General features: G+C 68.4%; 13 protein-coding genes and 7 pseudogenes. 10 read left to right on the top strand and 10 right to left on the bottom strand.

The window, feature by feature from the left end; all coding sequences use genetic code 11:
- The first annotated feature begins 124 nt into the window (after positions 1-124).
- The 6 genes and pseudogenes from EES42_RS31900 to EES42_RS31875 form a co-directional block, all read left to right on the top strand.
- Entirely contained in the window at positions 125-1,018 is an 894-nt protein-coding gene (locus tag EES42_RS31900) for a ketopantoate reductase family protein (protein WP_241196717.1), read from the top strand.
- On the top strand, positions 1,018-1,659 hold the full coding sequence (locus tag EES42_RS31895) for a DUF6817 domain-containing protein (RefSeq protein WP_241196716.1): 642 nt from the start codon (positions 1,018-1,020) through the stop codon (positions 1,657-1,659). The genes EES42_RS31900 and EES42_RS31895 overlap by 1 nt, the downstream gene beginning before the upstream one ends.
- A 185-nt stretch (positions 1,660-1,844) precedes the next feature.
- On the top strand, positions 1,845-3,122 hold the full coding sequence (locus EES42_RS31890) for a cytochrome P450 family protein (RefSeq protein ID WP_241196715.1): 1,278 nt from the start codon (positions 1,845-1,847) through the stop codon (positions 3,120-3,122).
- A 162-nt stretch (positions 3,123-3,284) separates the two neighbouring features.
- Complete coding sequence (locus tag EES42_RS31885) at positions 3,285-3,704, top strand: hypothetical protein (protein WP_241196714.1); 420 nt, start codon at positions 3,285-3,287, stop codon at positions 3,702-3,704.
- 841 nt (positions 3,705-4,545) lie between these two features.
- A pseudogene (locus EES42_RS31880) lies at positions 4,546-4,837 on the top strand (helix-turn-helix domain-containing protein); the annotation flags it as partial.
- Positions 4,837-5,238: pseudogene (locus EES42_RS31875) on the top strand (Tn3 family transposase); the annotation flags it as partial. The pseudogenes EES42_RS31880 and EES42_RS31875, both read left to right, overlap by 1 nt.
- Positions 5,239-5,449: 211 nt before the next feature.
- On the opposite strand, the gene EES42_RS31870 reads toward EES42_RS31875, so the two are convergent.
- The gene (locus tag EES42_RS31870) at positions 5,450-5,770 is read right to left on the bottom strand and encodes a hypothetical protein (protein ID WP_124721741.1); all 321 of its coding nucleotides are present in this window, start codon (positions 5,768-5,770) and stop codon (positions 5,450-5,452) included.
- Between the two features lie 160 nt (positions 5,771-5,930).
- Positions 5,931-6,284, bottom strand: a pseudogene (locus EES42_RS31865) (site-specific integrase); the annotation flags it as partial.
- A 115-nt stretch (positions 6,285-6,399) separates the two neighbouring features.
- Here EES42_RS31865 and EES42_RS31860 point away from each other — a divergent pair.
- Positions 6,400-6,726: a transposase gene (locus EES42_RS31860; RefSeq protein WP_241196713.1), complete on the top strand. Its 327-nt coding sequence runs from the start codon at positions 6,400-6,402 to the stop codon at positions 6,724-6,726.
- Between the two features lie 19 nt (positions 6,727-6,745).
- On the opposite strand, the pseudogene EES42_RS31855 reads toward EES42_RS31860, so the two are convergent.
- The 4 genes and pseudogenes from EES42_RS31855 to EES42_RS46535 all read right to left on the bottom strand — a co-directional run.
- A pseudogene (locus EES42_RS31855) lies at positions 6,746-7,298 on the bottom strand (ATP-binding protein).
- 78 nt (positions 7,299-7,376) lie between these two features.
- Entirely contained in the window at positions 7,377-7,598 is a 222-nt protein-coding gene (locus tag EES42_RS31850) for a superinfection immunity protein (protein ID WP_124721740.1), read from the bottom strand.
- Between the two features lie 153 nt (positions 7,599-7,751).
- Entirely contained in the window at positions 7,752-8,651 is a 900-nt protein-coding gene (locus EES42_RS31845) for an NAD-dependent protein deacetylase (protein WP_124721739.1), read from the bottom strand.
- Positions 8,652-8,946: 295 nt separating this feature from the next.
- Positions 8,947-9,082: pseudogene (locus EES42_RS46535) on the bottom strand (helix-turn-helix domain-containing protein); the annotation flags it as partial.
- A gap of 286 nt (positions 9,083-9,368) precedes the next feature.
- Here EES42_RS46535 and EES42_RS31835 point away from each other — a divergent pair.
- Positions 9,369-9,938, top strand: coding sequence for a GNAT family N-acetyltransferase (locus EES42_RS31835; protein ID WP_124721738.1), 570 nt, complete (start codon positions 9,369-9,371; stop codon positions 9,936-9,938).
- Positions 9,939-10,077: 139 nt separating this feature from the next.
- Positions 10,078-10,248 (top strand): annotated as a pseudogene (locus tag EES42_RS31830) (IS1182 family transposase); the annotation flags it as partial.
- Between the two features lie 103 nt (positions 10,249-10,351).
- Here the strand turns inward: EES42_RS31830 and EES42_RS31825 are convergent.
- The 4 genes from EES42_RS31825 to EES42_RS31810 form a co-directional block, all read right to left on the bottom strand.
- Positions 10,352-11,185: a transposase family protein gene (locus EES42_RS31825; protein WP_124721737.1), complete on the bottom strand. Its 834-nt coding sequence runs from the start codon at positions 11,183-11,185 to the stop codon at positions 10,352-10,354.
- A gap of 72 nt (positions 11,186-11,257) precedes the next feature.
- Positions 11,258-11,713, bottom strand: coding sequence for a hypothetical protein (locus EES42_RS31820; RefSeq protein ID WP_206433676.1), 456 nt, complete (start codon positions 11,711-11,713; stop codon positions 11,258-11,260).
- 106 nt (positions 11,714-11,819) lie between these two features.
- Positions 11,820-12,149 (bottom strand): winged helix-turn-helix domain-containing protein, encoded by a 330-nt coding sequence (locus tag EES42_RS31815; protein WP_164495431.1) that lies wholly within the window; start codon positions 12,147-12,149, stop codon positions 11,820-11,822.
- A complete protein-coding gene (locus tag EES42_RS31810; protein WP_124721735.1) occupies positions 12,149-12,565 on the bottom strand; it encodes a hypothetical protein in 417 nt (138 codons plus the stop codon). The genes EES42_RS31815 and EES42_RS31810 overlap by 1 nt, the downstream gene beginning before the upstream one ends.
- A 231-nt stretch (positions 12,566-12,796) precedes the next feature.
- On the opposite strand from EES42_RS31810, the pseudogene EES42_RS31805 reads away from it, so the two are divergent.
- Positions 12,797-14,041 (top strand): annotated as a pseudogene (locus tag EES42_RS31805) (transposase); the annotation flags it as partial.
- Positions 14,042-14,282: the final 241 nt, after the last annotated feature.

The following is a 14,282-nucleotide window of genomic DNA, read 5'->3' as shown; positions in this document are numbered from 1 at the left end:
CCCGCTGCTTTCACCCGATCCGGAGGCGGTGAACGCACGGCGGGTGCCGACCCGTGGTCCACCAGTAGTGCCGACCGGCGGCCCTCCGCCCCGCCGCACTCACCCAGGAACGACAGGAGCGCACGTGACTACAAGCAAATCGACGGTGGCCATCCTTGGACCCGGCGGGGTCGGGGGCCTGATCGGCGCGCTGCTCGCCCGTGACGGTCACCGCGTCGTCTGCCTGGCCGGCCAGGACACCGCCGCGGTACTGAGCCAGGACGGCCTGCGCATCGAAAGTGCCCAGTACGGGGACTTCACCGCAGCGGTGGAGGCCGACACTCAGTTGCGAGAGCCGGTGGACGCCGTCTTCGTGACGGTCAAGCAGACCGCACTGCACCAAGCGCTCGACCGCGTCCCGTCCTCTGTCCTCGGCGACGCGATCGTGATCCCGCTGCTCAACGGCCTCGACCACATCGCCCTGCTGCGCAGGCGCTACCCCTCGGCCAGGGTCGTCGCGGGCACGATCAGGGTCGAGGCCACCCGCACCTCACCGGGGTGCGTCATCCACTCCAGCCCTTTCGCCAACCTCGAACTGGCAGCGCCGTTCGACGACTTCGCGGACCATTTGCGGCACGCAGGCCTCGGCGTGACCCTGCGCACCGACGAGACCGCGATGCTCTGGGACAAGCTCGCCTTCCTTGCCCCGTTCGCCCTGCTGACCACCCGGCACCGGAGCGACGTCGGAACCGTCCGCAGCGATCGGCGCCCGGAACTGCTCGCCGTGCTCGACGAAATCACCTCGGTGGCACAGGCCGCCGGGGCACCAGTGACGACCGACACCGTGCTCTCGTTCTTCGACCGTGCCCCGCACACGATGAAGTCCTCGATGCAGCGCGACGTCGAGGCTGGACGCCCGTTCGAACTCGATGCCATCGGCGGGGCAGTCCTCCGCGCCGGAGCCGCCCACGGGATCGAGACCCCGGCCACGGCCCGGCTGGTTGCCGAAGTGGCTCATCAGGCGAACCAGGTGGCCTGATGCGGCCGACCGGCCCGTCCGACGGCGGCGACCCGAAAAGCGTTTGCGGCCCTGCGGCGGTGTGGCCCGCAGCCGAGAAGTTCCTGCGTGCCCGGGGTGCCGGCGAGACGCCCCACCCCGGCGGAACTCTCCTGGACCACCTGATCCGCGTCGCACGCCTGCTGGGCGCGTGGGGCGCCGATCCGGACCTGCAGGCCGCAGGACTGTGCCACGGGGCATACGGAACCGACGGGTTCGACCAAGCCCTGGTGGACACCACCGAGCGCGCACTCCTCGCCGACCTGATCGGCGAACGGGCCGAGGCGCTGGTTCACCTCTACGCGAGCTGTGACCGCAGCGTCGTGTATCCGCGATTGGCGAACGGGCGACCGGTGGTCTTCCGTGACCGCTTCACCGGCCGTGAGTACACCCCACCCGAACCGGACGTGCGCGCCTTCCTGGAGATCACTGCCGCCAACGAACTCGACGTGCTGGCGCACAACGCCGGCCTCGCCGACCGCCACGGTGCCGCCCTGCACCGGCTTTTCACCCGCTCGCGCGACCTGCTCTCCGCTGCGGCGCGGGATGCCTGTGTGCAACAGCTCGGCCGGCACGCCCCCGACGCGGGGCCGGGATCCGGACCCCGCCGCCCGACATGGTGAGCCGGAGAAGTCGCTCGTAGAAGCACAGCACAGCACTGCGGCGAGAAGGCGCCCCCGGCGAAGCCGTCGATCCCCGCACCATCGCAAGCATTCGTTCGAGGGATTGGTGCCCTTGGAGGGATACGGAGGGCGGTCCTTGCACATGATGCCGTCACTGAACGATCACCTGCTATGGAGGCTTCGACGTGACTGCTGAGAACCATGGCACCACCGAGACCGACGGAGAACCACTGGACCTGGCCGATGAAGAGCTGGTTCGTGATCCGTTCGCCGCCTACGCGCCCGTCCGTGAAGGGGAGCGGATGGTGCGGGGGCGTGTGCAAGGTGTCGATTTGATGTGGGTGGCCACCCGCCACGAGGACATCCGTACGGTCATGAGCGACTCCCGCTTCACCATTGACGCCGCGACCGTCCCCGGCGCACCGGTGGCTCACCGCACCGAACAGACCTGGCAGGCCCGCGGTATGTACTCGGGGCACGAGAAGTATCTGCGCGCCGGAATCTTCGACGCGGACGGCACCGATCACCGACGTATCCGCGGCCTGGTGACCGCCGCGTTCTCCCCAGGCCGTGTGGCCGCACTGCACCCCAGGATCGAGGCAATTGCTGGCCAACTGCTCGACCGCCTGCCGGGCCACGCGGAGAACGGAGTCGTCGACCTCGTCGAGCACTTCGCCCGTCCGTTGCCCATCACTGTCATCTGTGAACTCATCGCCGTCCCCGAAACCGACCGCGACCGCTGGCGGGAACGGAGCGCCACACTGACCGCCGGTATCTGCGGTGACGAACTGGGCGCCGCGCTCGCCGGCATGGTCGAGGACGCCCACGCCCTCGTCGACCACCATGCCGACCACCCCGGCAACGACCTCATCTCCGAATTGGTCGCGCCCCATCACCATGACCGGCTGAGCACCGACGAGTTGGTCGCCCTCATCACCAACCTCGTCGTCGCCGGACACATCACCACCGTCAACCTCATCGCCAACAGCACCGAAGCGCTCCTCACTCACCCCGACCAGCTAGCCCTGCTGCGCGAAGACACCACCCTCATGCCACACGCCGTCAACGAACTCATGCGCTACTGCGGCCCTGTGGTACGCGCGCTGCCCCGCTACGCCACCTGCGACACCACTGTCGGCAACACCCCCGTACGTGCCGGGGAAGCCGTCCTCCCGATCGTTTCCGCAGCCAACCGCGACCCGGCCGCCTTCGCAGACCCTGACCGCCTCGACCTCGGCCGCACCCGCAGTGGCAGGGAGTCCCACCTCGGATTCGGACACGGCGCACACCGCTGTCTGGGTGCGCACCTCGCCCAGGAAGAGACCGCCGTGGCTCTGACCGCGCTGCTCAGCCGTTTCCCCGACCTGCAGCTCACCACCGACCCGAAACACCTGCAACGCGGCACCAACCCCGTCAACTGGCACCTGAAAGCTCTCCCTGTACGCCTGGGACCTCAGTCCTAGTCAGGGCTGTCCGATGGATCGGGGCGTGACCGGCTGTAGAAGCCGGTCACAGGGATACCTCCTCCGGCGGCGGAATGCCGGCCTTCGTCAGGGTTGATGGGCGAGGGCTGCGGGCAGCCTTGTGGCGTCATCCCGCAACTCGCGCCGAAGGAGACATACGTCGTGTTGCGTCGATCCGCTCTCACACTCTTCACCGCAGCGGGCCTGGTCATGTCCACGGCGCTGACCGTGCCGGCCGTTGCATCGACTCCGGCCACGGCAGCGGCCTACCCCACCACCTCGGTCAAGGTCTCCGACGGCGCCGGAAGTTATATCTCCGGCACCCTGACCTGGTACAACCGGTCGGTGGACTTCACCGGGACGTTGAAGTCGGTCGGCTGCCGCAGAGCGTGGTACAGCGTGTTCGACGGCTATGCCAACCCGCTCGGCGCCAGGAGCAGCAGTACGCACTGCAACACGGTGACTTCGGTGCCCGCCACACTTCCCGCGGATGTCGTCGGCGGCGGCTCGTACGTCGGGGTCTGCCTCGACGATGCGAACGGCAAACCGGTGACGTCCTGCGGCGTCTACTTTCGTCCGTGACCGATCACCGGCCTCTGCCGACCACGTGGGTCGACCCCTGCCGGCGGGTGCGCGGACGGCAGGGGTGCCGAGAAATAGCACGCCGAGTACGCGAATTGCCCCGCCCCGCTCCGCGCGGTCCGGACAGCGTTGACCCGCTCCGCAGGGCCCTGGAAGAAGTGTCCTGCTCGGCCGGAGGTCCGACCGGGCGTCACGGGACGGCCTCAACCGCGATGGCCACGCGTCCCCGTTGCTTCGCAGGGCCTGGACGAACCAAGGGCAGACCGGGATCAGCTTCGGCACCCCCTGCCGGCCGTTGACGAGCCACACCAGCCGCCGGTACCGATCCACCCCGGGATCGTGCGCTTCTTCGAACTGCTTGGCCATCCATTCCCGGAACTTCGTGTCAGGGGAGCGCTCGAACACCTCGGCGAAGCGGTGCACAAGGTTGTCGATGACGGGCACGGCCCGGTTGCCGAGTGCGTCGATGCCCGACTTCATGGCCTCGGCCACCTTCTGACGGGTGAACCGCATCAGTTCCTCGTCGGCCTCGCTCTCGATGTCGAGCATGCGCCCACCGGCCTGGCACATGGCCGGCGAAGGCGGCCTCGCCAACCTGATCGTCAGCATGCACGGACACATCGTTCCGGACGCCTCGAACTCACACTCGGCCAGCTTCGCCAAAGACATGCGCATGTCCGCTCTGGACAGGTCCGGGGCGATGGGCGCCGGGGCGGGGACGATGGCGGGGCGTGCCGGGTTGTCTCGGTCGGCTCGGCCCTCGGTTGGCAGGGGGTGGGCACCCGCAGCGCCTTCTTCGGACAGGGCGCCCAGGACGGTACAGCCGGTCAGGGTTCGCACGTTGGCCGAACAGGAGGGGCAGGAGTCGCGACGGGGTAGTGACGGCACGGGTGCGCTTCTGCAGGGTGATGCTGCTGCTGGCCTCGGCAGACGGGAACTCCGTCCCCGTCATCGCCCGGCTCGTCCAGGCCTACGAGGACACCGTCCGTGACGTGGTCCACAAGTTCAACAAGACCGGGCTGGCCTGCCTGGATCCTCGCTGGGCGGGAGACCGTCCCCGACCACTCGACCGTGACGACGAGGACTTCGTCTTCCAGACGGCCACCACCCGCCCCGCCGCGATTGGCAGGCCGCGAAGACGCTGCACATCCTGCGCCTGGCCGACGAGCCCGACTACCGCCGCCAGATCAAGGTGCAGGCCAAGCTCCGGGAGGGCCGCAACGCGCTCGCGCGGAAGGTCTTCCACGGCCGGGCGGGGCAGCTCTACCACCGCTGCCAGGACGGTATGGAGGACCAGATCGGTGCCCTCGGCCTCGTCCTCGATGCCCTGGTCCTCTTCAACACCCGGTACACGGACGCCGCCGTCGCTCAGATCCGCGAGGACGGCTTCGAGATCCGTGACGAGGACGTCGCCCGGCTGTCCCCGTTCGTGCGCCACCACAACAACGTGCTGGGTCGGTATTCCTTCCAGCTTCCCGAGCTGCCCGGCGGGCTGCGGCCCATGCGCGACAGGCACGCCACCGACGACGGGTGACCGCGCGGTCGGCCGGGGAAAGCCGCACTGGGCCTTCTTCGGGTCCCGGCTCGTTGACCAGCACGGACGGCACCGTGAACAGGACCGACGCGGAGTCCGATGACTCAGACGATTCCGACCGGTGCGGCGCTTGATTGCCCCCGAGTTGAGCCCCCGTCACCGGACGATCCCGCCCCAACGCAAAGCCTCAACTTCCTACACGTGGTTCACGTCAGTGCCACTCGTCGTACGCAACGAGCACAGCCTTGATCCCGTCTTCCCAGCTCGCGAAGATCCCCCGGAGCATCGTGAGCGAAACCGCCGGCTCCGTGTCCACACCGTCCATCACGTAGGGGTGGCAGAAATTGCCCGACGTCCCGGTCCCGACCACCTGCCCCACCCTGGTGAACCCGCAGTCTTTCGGGTTCGGGTCGGTACACACGAAGACGAAGACATCCACTTCGTCCTCGTCGGGCGAGACGAGGAACAAGCCCCGCTGTTTCACCTCATTCCGCACGCGACGATCGATCTTCGACACGTCCAAGAACGCCATTGACCCGCTCCGTCCGGCTTACCAGGGCCACCCCAGTAGTGGCCGATGACAGTCTGAGTTGCGAAGGGAAATGGCGACAACAGACCGCTTCAAGTTGACTTGAAAGGGCCCCAGTTCGCGCGTTTGGCCCAAACAGGTGACTCAGCGCCGCGCTTTGCCGGGGGGCGAGCAGGCTGGTCAGTTTCGAGATCGCCTCGGGTGAGGGCTTGAAGTAGCGGCGGACGTTCTTCGGCTTCTTGTTGGGGACTTGGCCTTCGGTATCAGAAGGGAGGTGCCCTGCTCTCCGAGGTGGGTCAGGGCCGGGTGACGGTGCTCGTGCAGGTCCCAGCCGGTGTCCGGCCGCGCACGGCGGTGTGCTCGTCCAGTAAGGCGCGGGCCCGGCCGTAGGAGAGGCGGGCGAGGCCGGTGTCCGGGCACACGTCGCGGGGGCCGGCGACCTTCCTCGGGACGGGGCGGTGGTAGGTGATGAACACCGGCCTGCGGGTCCGGCCCGCAGCAGACGGGGCAAGAACTGACGCATCCGCCGCTGGGCGGAGAAGAACAAGGTCGACCTGTGCTTCACGCCGACGAATGCGTCCTGGGACGCTGTCCGTCTGGAGCCCGGCGCCGACGTCGCCGCGGTGACCACGGTGCAGATTCGCGAGGTCGTCGAGAGGCTCGTCGCCGCCGACCAGTGGCGGCCGGGTGACCCGAAGGTCCTGGTCGTGCTGGACACCGGATACGACACCCCGCGCATCGCCCACCTGCTGGATGACCTGCCCCTGGAGATCCTCGGCCGGCTCCGTTCAGACCGGGTGATGCGGCGTCCGGCACCCTCCCGCAAGGAGTTCAGCCTGGCCAACCCCAAGGGCGGCCGCCTGCCCAAGCACGGCGGCGAGTTCGTCTTCGGCGACCCGGCGACCCGGCGACCCGGCTACCTGGCGACCCGGCGACCTGGGGCATCGAGCAGGCCGTGACGGCCACGGACACCCGGCTCTATGGGAAGGCGACCGCGCGGGCGTGGGACCGGCCGCACTCACGGCTGACCCGCGGGGCTGCATGGCTCGACCACGACGGGCCGCTGCCCATCATCGAGGTGTTCATCACCTGGGCCTCCTGACGGAGCCAGGACAGGGCTCGCTCATGGTCGGCCAAGTGGTCAAGACGCACTGACGAGCGTCAATGCCCTCTGGCTTGGTGTCAGTTTCGATGCGCTCGGCCAGCGTTTTCTGGCCGGTGTCCAGCAAGAAGTGATGCACGGGGATGCCAGCCGCCGTCAGACCGTCATGGATTTCCCGCCAGTACTGCTCGACCAGGATCGTCTGCGTGACCACCAGAGTTCCGCCCACGTGGTCGAGTACCTGTCGCGCCGTCTCCACCAACCCTCACCATGGCGGAAAGTCCCGAAAGTCCCTTTCGGGTACTCCCGGTACATGCCAGAGCATTTCCCCGACTTCTCGGCATCGAAGAGCCTCGAATCCGGGATACGCGGGATCAGCTCTTTTGCGGTGGTGGTCTTGCCCGCACCGAAGATGCCATTCAGTGAGATGAACGCATATCTCGCCCTACGTGGAGCATCACGTTCAGCAGGCTACTTCTGGGCAGGCCGGAAACAGGAACTCAGGACTCAGGGGGCGAGATGTTCGTCCGCCGGCGGTGTCGGGTCGGAGTCGCGGGTGCGCATCGACACCGCCATGAACAGGGCTACGAACCAGAACAGACCGGTGAAGGCGCCGATGACGTTGACCACGATGGCTGGCCGCAGACGCTGCACCTTCCTGCGGTAGGCGACGATCGACGGCGCGCTGAGGATGAGAAGCGCCACTGGTATCGCGGCGAACAGCTCCACGGGGCTATATCCGAAAACACCAGCTCACCCTATACACCCGGTGAACGTTCCCGGTCACAGCACTCGGGTCTTGCGTCTTTACCCGCCGCGCGGCGCCGAGATGGGCCGACGCGGACGAGTTCCGGCGTCACCCCGCCGCCGTCATGTCCTCGCTCAGGCCACCGTCTGATCGTCGACGGGAATGCCCAGTCGGTCGGCCACGGTGGTCAGAGCCGTGCCAAGCGGGAGCGCGACCCGGGTGAGGGCATGTGCGTCGCCCCGGGTCGGGTCCCGGTTCATGATCAGTACCGGTGTTCCGGCCCGGGCCGCCTGGCGGACGAACCGGAGGCCGGACATCACCGTCAGCGAGGAACCCAGGACGAGCAGGGAGGCCGCCGCACGGACCAGCTCGCGACAGTGCTCGACCCGCTGCGGCGGAACCGCCTCGCCGAAGAACACCACATCCGGTTTAAGGATGCCGCCGCAGACCGTGCACGGCGCCACGCGAAAGTCTCCCACCTGTTCGTCGGTGAGGTCGGCGTCGCCGTCCGGGTTGATTCCCGCGGCCACCGGCGCGAAGCCGGCATTGGCCTCCTCCAGCCGCCGGGCCAGTTCAGGCCGCAGACTGAGAGCACCGCAGGAAAGACAGACGACCCGGCCCAGGCTCCCGTGGAGCTCCACGACGCCCTCGCTGCCGGCGGCCTGGTGCAGGCCGTCGACGTTCTGCGTGATCACCCCGGAGAGCAGGCCGTGCTGCCCGAACGCGGCTACGGCCCGGTGCCCGACGTTGGGCAATGCGCGGCCGAAGACGCGCCAGCCGAGGTGGCTGCGCGCCCAGTACCGGCGCCGGGCCTGGGCGCTCGCGGTGAAGTCCTGGTAGGTCATCGGGGTGTGTCGGCTGAGGCTGCCGCCCTCGCCCCGGTAATCGGGGATGCCCGACTGTGTGGAGATGCCCGCCCCGCTGAGCACCAGCACACCGCCGGCGCTCAGTGCATCGATGACCGGTCCCGGATCCGTGGTGCCCGGTGGCAGATCCTCGGGAGGTGTCCAGTGCAGAGTGGGGCGCATACGCATGCCGCCAGGGTACGGAGTCGGCCACCTCCGGTGCCTGAGTCGGCTCAGGTAGCCGGTCGTGGCGTTGCCATCGAGCGGCTACCCCTCGTTCAGCCTGGTGTGCGGCCCGGTGTCATCGGCGGGTTTGCTGCGGCCGAGCCCGCCTTGCGGGGGACGACCAGCTCGGCAGCGAGCACCCGCTCCTCGCCGTCGAACCGACCCCGGACGTACGAACCACCGAAGTGTCCGGTTGAGTCCACGGAGGGCGTCGGCGAGCGTGCAGCGTTCGCCGAGGCGCCGGCAGAGGAAAAACCTCTGGCTTGGGCCGGCGCCCGCGCCCGTAGGCGGCCGCATCGGCGGACGCAGCACGGTAACGCCCCCGGCCGCCGTTGCGGGCGATCTCGCGGGAGATCGGTCGAAGGGGATCGGCCCAGCCGCTTGGCCAAGCGTACGGGGGAAAGGGTTGGTGAGGGCCTGCTGAACCGTTCGTGGGCGGGGAAGACTGCCGGTACATGCCGGTGGGTGAGGAGGGGCGGTGTCCGTGGCTGCGGCCAGCACGGATTCGGTGCTCAGGCGAGCCCGGCTAGGAGTGTGGGTCAGTAAACAACTCCTGGAATGCCGCGCCTCGTGGTGAAGTGCGGCTGCCGAGCGCTGCTCTTGAAAAGGCGTGGCTGCCGGGCAGCCGTGATGCGAAAATCAGTCCGCAACTTGATCCACATCCGCGTCCCGGAGGTCCGCATGGACGTCACCTCGCTGCTGCCGTTGACCACGGCCCGGTTGTCGCTGCGTCTGTTCACTCCCGGCGACGCCGACGACCTGTACGCCTACCAAAGCCTGCCGAGCGTGGCGCGCTACTTGTACCGGCCGGCGCACACGCGTGAGCGCAGCGAGCAGGTTGCCGCCGAGCGCGCGGCGCAGACGGCCTGGCGCGCCGACGGGGACAAGCTGGCGCTCGCTGTCTGCCGACGCGATGAGCCCGGCGTCCTTGGCGAGGTGAGTCTCGCCCTGGCCGATGCCCGCGCCGCCCAGGCCGAGATCGGCTGGACTCTCGACCCAGGGCACCAGGGGCACGGCTACGCGAGCGAAGCGGCCGCGGCGCTGGCCGGGTTTGCCTTCGACACGCTGGGCGTGCACCGGCTCTACGCACGGCTGGATGTGGAGAACACCGGGTCTGTGCGGGTCTGTGAGCGCCTCGGGATGCGCCGGGAGGCGCACCTGGTCGAGAACGACCTCGACGGGGATCGCTGGGGCAGCGAGTACATCTACGCGGCTCTGGCCGCGGACATTGGCGGTCAGTCAGGCAGTTGAGCCCGACGCCGCCTCCTGTTCGTGATCTTCCATATGGGAGAATCCTGGTATGTCTGGTGGGGACGGCCTGTTCGAGGTGGATCCGGCGGCGGTGGTGAAGCCGGAGACCGCGCCGACGGTGGCGGTGAAGAAGACCGTCCGGGCGTTCGTCCCCGATCAGATGCTGATGCTGCCGCCGACACGGGATGAGTAGCTGCCCGAGGGGCATCTGGCCCGATTCGTGGCCGAACTGGTCGACGAGGTGCTCGACCTGGGCCCGATCCTGGCGTCCTGCACCGAGAAGCGCGGGTTCCCGCCGTATGACCCGCAGTGAGTTGCCGCCAATTTGAAGTCCCAGGTCAAAGGGCTGGTGTGATCGGTCCTCGGGGTACTCGTGCTGGTCGTGGGCGGGGGTCTGCGGAGAAGATCATCCGTCAGCGGTTGATTTCGAGGTTCGTCAGGACGAGCAGAGCGCGCAGGAGGCGGGTGGCCCGGGCTGGATCGGTACGGAGCTTGGTGAGGATCCGCCAGTTCTTGAGGTGGGCGAAGCCGTGCTCGACCGGTGCGCGTCCGACGGCGAGGACGCGGTTGGCGCCCTTCTGGCCTGGGGTGAGCTTGTGGGTGCGGCTGGCGGCGTAGCCGGTGACGATCACGGGGTCGTGGATGTCGTTGTCCAGGCCGCGGAAGCCGAGGTCCGCGAGGGCGCCGAGCCCGGCGGCGCGCAGGTGGGTCAGGATGTGGTCGTGGCGGGCGGCGGTGTTGTCGTGGGTGCGGCCGGGCCGGGCGGCGGATATCCAGATCAGACGGCCCTTCTCGTCGGTCAGGGCGAGGAAGTGCAGGCCATGGCTGCGGTGTTTGCCGGAGTAGTTCCGTCGGTCGGCCCTGCCGGTGCGGCGCTGGGTGCGGATGAGGGTGCCGTCGATCAGGACCGCCTCCCCGCCCTGCTTGGCGACCTTCATCAGGGCGCGGTCCAGGCGCGGCGCCTGGGCGGCGAGCAGTCCGATCAGCTCGTCCCGCCAACGGCGGACCGTGGACTCGGACACGTTGCTGCCACCGGCCATGTCGGCTAGGCGCTGGTCGTGACGCAGCACGGCCAGGACGATCACCGCGATCTTCCCCGGCGGCAGGATCCGCCACCTGGACCGTATCGCCTTCAGATGGCGGCGCAGCAGGTGGGCGAGGTGGTTGACGGTGCGCGTGGACAGTGGCAGATGGCACTGGTAGACAAGCGGGCAGGTTTCCTCGGCGCGTTCGTTAGTTTTCGTCACACAATTCCAACGGTGGCCGGGGGCACCCCGGTTACGGTCGCGCCGCACCGCTCCGGGCGACAGTGTTCCCAGTCACAGGCGGGTGGTGAACCGGCCGTCGGGCAGTTTCCGCAGCCAGCCGCGATCGACGAGTCTGACCAGCTTGCTGCGTAGTGGTTCCAGCTTGGCCCGCACGCTGACGTCCACCCCCAGCGCGTCGCCGACCTGCCGGGCCATGACCGGTCCGGCGGCCTGCCGAACGGCGGCGAGAATGCGCTGGTAGTCCGGCGGGAGCATGGTCTCCTCCACGCCCGGCTCGCGGTGCGGGACCAGCATCACCGCCCGTCCGCCCACCTGCCCGGGCGCCGGCGCGGCCGAGACGCGTTCGTCAGCGAGCTGCTCGCTGACGCGCTCAAGAACCCGTTCGGCGACCGCGAGTTCGTCCCGCTCAGCCCGTACCTCGGCTAACTGCTTGTCCAGCTGTTCTTCGAGTTCGTCCAGTTCCGCACCGCGTGCGGTGATCCGTTCCAGCAGTTCGGGATCCAGCATCCCCGGATGGTAAGAGGCATCCGGACAGCACCGTGGAGAAACCGACGAGCTGGCTGAGAACGGCTGCTCCCACCTGGGACCAGCCGTTCCCCCTGCGCATGTCCCTTCACTGCAGTGGGCCCGCAATTGCGGTAAGCGCGGCGAGGTGGCGCCGGTAAGCACCTGTTCCCTCCTCGGTCAGACGCAGCCAGGTCCGCGGCCGACGTCCGACCTGCCCCTTCTCGACTGTCACCCACCCTGCTTGTTCCAGGCTCGAGACCTGTTTCGACAAGGCGGAGTCAGTGATCTCCACGAGATCCCGCACGTAGGCGAACTCGGCCTTCTCCACAGCAGCGAGAGCTGCCACGATCGACAGACGCACAGCCGAGGCCAGAAGAGGGGCGAGTGCGTGTCGCGGGTGAAGACCCTGTCCTGCGCCCGCCGAGGCTTCCGCCATCATACGGCGCGCGCTTCCCGCCAGGCTGCCGCGGAAGCTGGCAACGCGCATGCGAGAGCGGCCACGGCCGCGAAGGCAACGCTGCCCACAAAGGCCGTGAAGCCAAGCACGAGGGCCAAGACGTAGGCAGCCGCCCAGACGCCGATCACTTTGAGGTGCCGGCCGCCGTAGCCGTGCGGCATCACAGGCTGTCGCGTGGCGAAAAGAGACAGCCCCATGACCACGAGGCCGTTCGCGGATGCGCTGACCAGCGCCCCCGTCGGCCCGTGCCAGAGCAACACGGCAGGTACCAGGACAAGCTGCCAGACGGCGAATAGCCACAGGTAGCGGACGTACCAGTGGCTTCGCGCCCGCGCGGTCGCCTCGATCCCCGCAATCCCCTTCAATGCCGCGGCTGCATCAACCTGTTCACCCATGACACACCCCTCCCGTCACCGCCGGGGCATCCTCTTTACCGCTCCGGCATCTACTTGCCAGAGTAGCAACTACATGCCGTACTGGATACTTGATGGGGCGAGCGCGGGACCTATCGAGCCGATCGGCTGACAGGCGATCTACGCCGCAGGCTGCCACCCACGACCAGCGTGAGCACCCCGGAAGACTGGCACACCAGCCCTTTAACCTGCGGTTTCAAGTTGACGGAGGCTCAGTTGATGGTCCGGCTTCTGATCTACGGGTACACCACCGGAGTGCGCTCGTCGCGGTCGATCGAGCGCAAGTGCGCCGATGATGTGGCCTTCCGCTATCTGGCCGCAGGGGCGGGGCCGGACTACCGGTCGATATCCCGGTTCAGGGCCCGGCACCCGGACGCCCTGGCCGGGGTCTTCACCCAGTCGCTGTGCCTGGCGCAGCAACTGGGCATGGTCAAGATGGGCCGGGTCGCACTCGACGGCACGAAACTGCAGGCCAACGCCTCCAAGCACAAGGCGATGAGCTACAACCGGCTGGTGGAGAAGGAAGAACGCCTCGAAGCCGAGATCGCCGGCCTGGAGGCGGCGGCCGCCGGCCTGCTGGCCGACGCCGAGGCTCTAGATGTCGCCGAGGACGAGCGGTTCGGGTCCGACGGCAAGGACACAGACCTGCTCGCCGAACTCGACCGCAGGGAAAGGCGCCTGGCCAGGTGTCAGACCGCCCGCGCGTAGATCGAGGCCGAGGCCACCGAGAAGGCCCGCAAGCACGCCGGGGACAAGGAGCGGCGACGCCGAAGGCGTGCCGGGACCGACGAACCCGAGGCGGTGGCCGAAGCCGGCGACCTGGCGGCCGGAACCGCGCGGCCGAAGGACAAGACGCAGGCCAACTTCACCGACCCCGAATCGCGCATCATGAAGAACGGGGCCGACGCGTTCGTCCAGGCCTACAACGCCCAGGCCATGTTGGACGACGCGCACCAGACCATCACCGCCGCCGACGTCACGACCAACCCCGCCGACGCACTCAACTACACCGGCATGCTCGACCAATCCGCCGCGAACACCGGAATCCACGCACGTCAGGCGCTCCTCGACGCGGGCTACTGCTCCGAGGCGAACCACCAGGCCGCAGCCGAGCGCAAGGAAGAACACGGCACCGACACCTTCACGGCCACCGGCCGCCTGTGCCCCGACGAACGCGTCAGCCCCGCCCCGCGCGGACGCATCCCGGCCGACGCCACAGCGCGCGAGCGCATGGCCCGCAAACTGCACACCAAACCCGGACGCGCCGCCTACGCCCAACGCAAAGCCATCGTCGAACCCGCCTTCGGGCAGATCATGACCTGCCAAGACGGCCGCAGGCTCCTGCTACGCGGCGAAGCAGGCGCCCGCGCAGAATGGCGGCTACTCACCGCATGCCACAACCTGCGAAAGATCTTCGGCCAGGTCGGAACCCCCGGACTGGCCGCCGCCCGAGCCTGAGCGCCCAGGCGGCAGCATCACCCTCCACTGCAACCACACCCCGCACCCGCCCCGACACCGCCGACAAACCCCAGACCGCCAGAGATCCGACCACCAACCCTCGACGGATTGCTCGTTACCGATCCACGCTCCTAGGCAGCGTCTTCAAATGATCTTGTTTGGTGGGTCATGGTCGGGTGTTACGTCGCCATGAATTGTCGGAGGCCGAGTGGGAGTTCGTCCGGCCGCTGCTACCCCTGTG

Origin of the sequence: Streptomyces sp. ADI95-17 (genome assembly GCF_003846175.1) — a bacterium.
Lineage (GTDB): Bacteria > Actinomycetota > Actinomycetes > Streptomycetales > Streptomycetaceae > Streptomyces > Streptomyces sanglieri.
This window is presented reverse-complemented; position numbering and strand designations above follow the sequence as displayed.

Bases quoted from the DNA above. Each gene is read 5' to 3' on its own strand.
- EES42_RS31895 (WP_241196716.1), top strand. From the start codon at position 1,018: ATGCGGCCGACCGGCCCGTCCGACGGCGGCGACCCGAAAAGCGTTTGC.
- EES42_RS31870 (WP_124721741.1), bottom strand. From the start codon at position 5,770: ATGGCGTTCTTGGACGTGTCGAAGATCGATCGTCGCGTGCGGAATGAG.
- EES42_RS31845 (WP_124721739.1), bottom strand. From the start codon at position 8,651: ATGCGTATGCGCCCCACTCTGCACTGGACACCTCCCGAGGATCTGCCA.
- EES42_RS31835 (WP_124721738.1), top strand. From the start codon at position 9,369: ATGGACGTCACCTCGCTGCTGCCGTTGACCACGGCCCGGTTGTCGCTG.
- EES42_RS31820 (WP_206433676.1), bottom strand. From the start codon at position 11,713: ATGCTGGATCCCGAACTGCTGGAACGGATCACCGCACGCGGTGCGGAA.
- EES42_RS31815 (WP_164495431.1), bottom strand. From the start codon at position 12,149: ATGGCGGAAGCCTCGGCGGGCGCAGGACAGGGTCTTCACCCGCGACAC.
- EES42_RS31810 (WP_124721735.1), bottom strand. From the start codon at position 12,565: ATGGGTGAACAGGTTGATGCAGCCGCGGCATTGAAGGGGATTGCGGGG.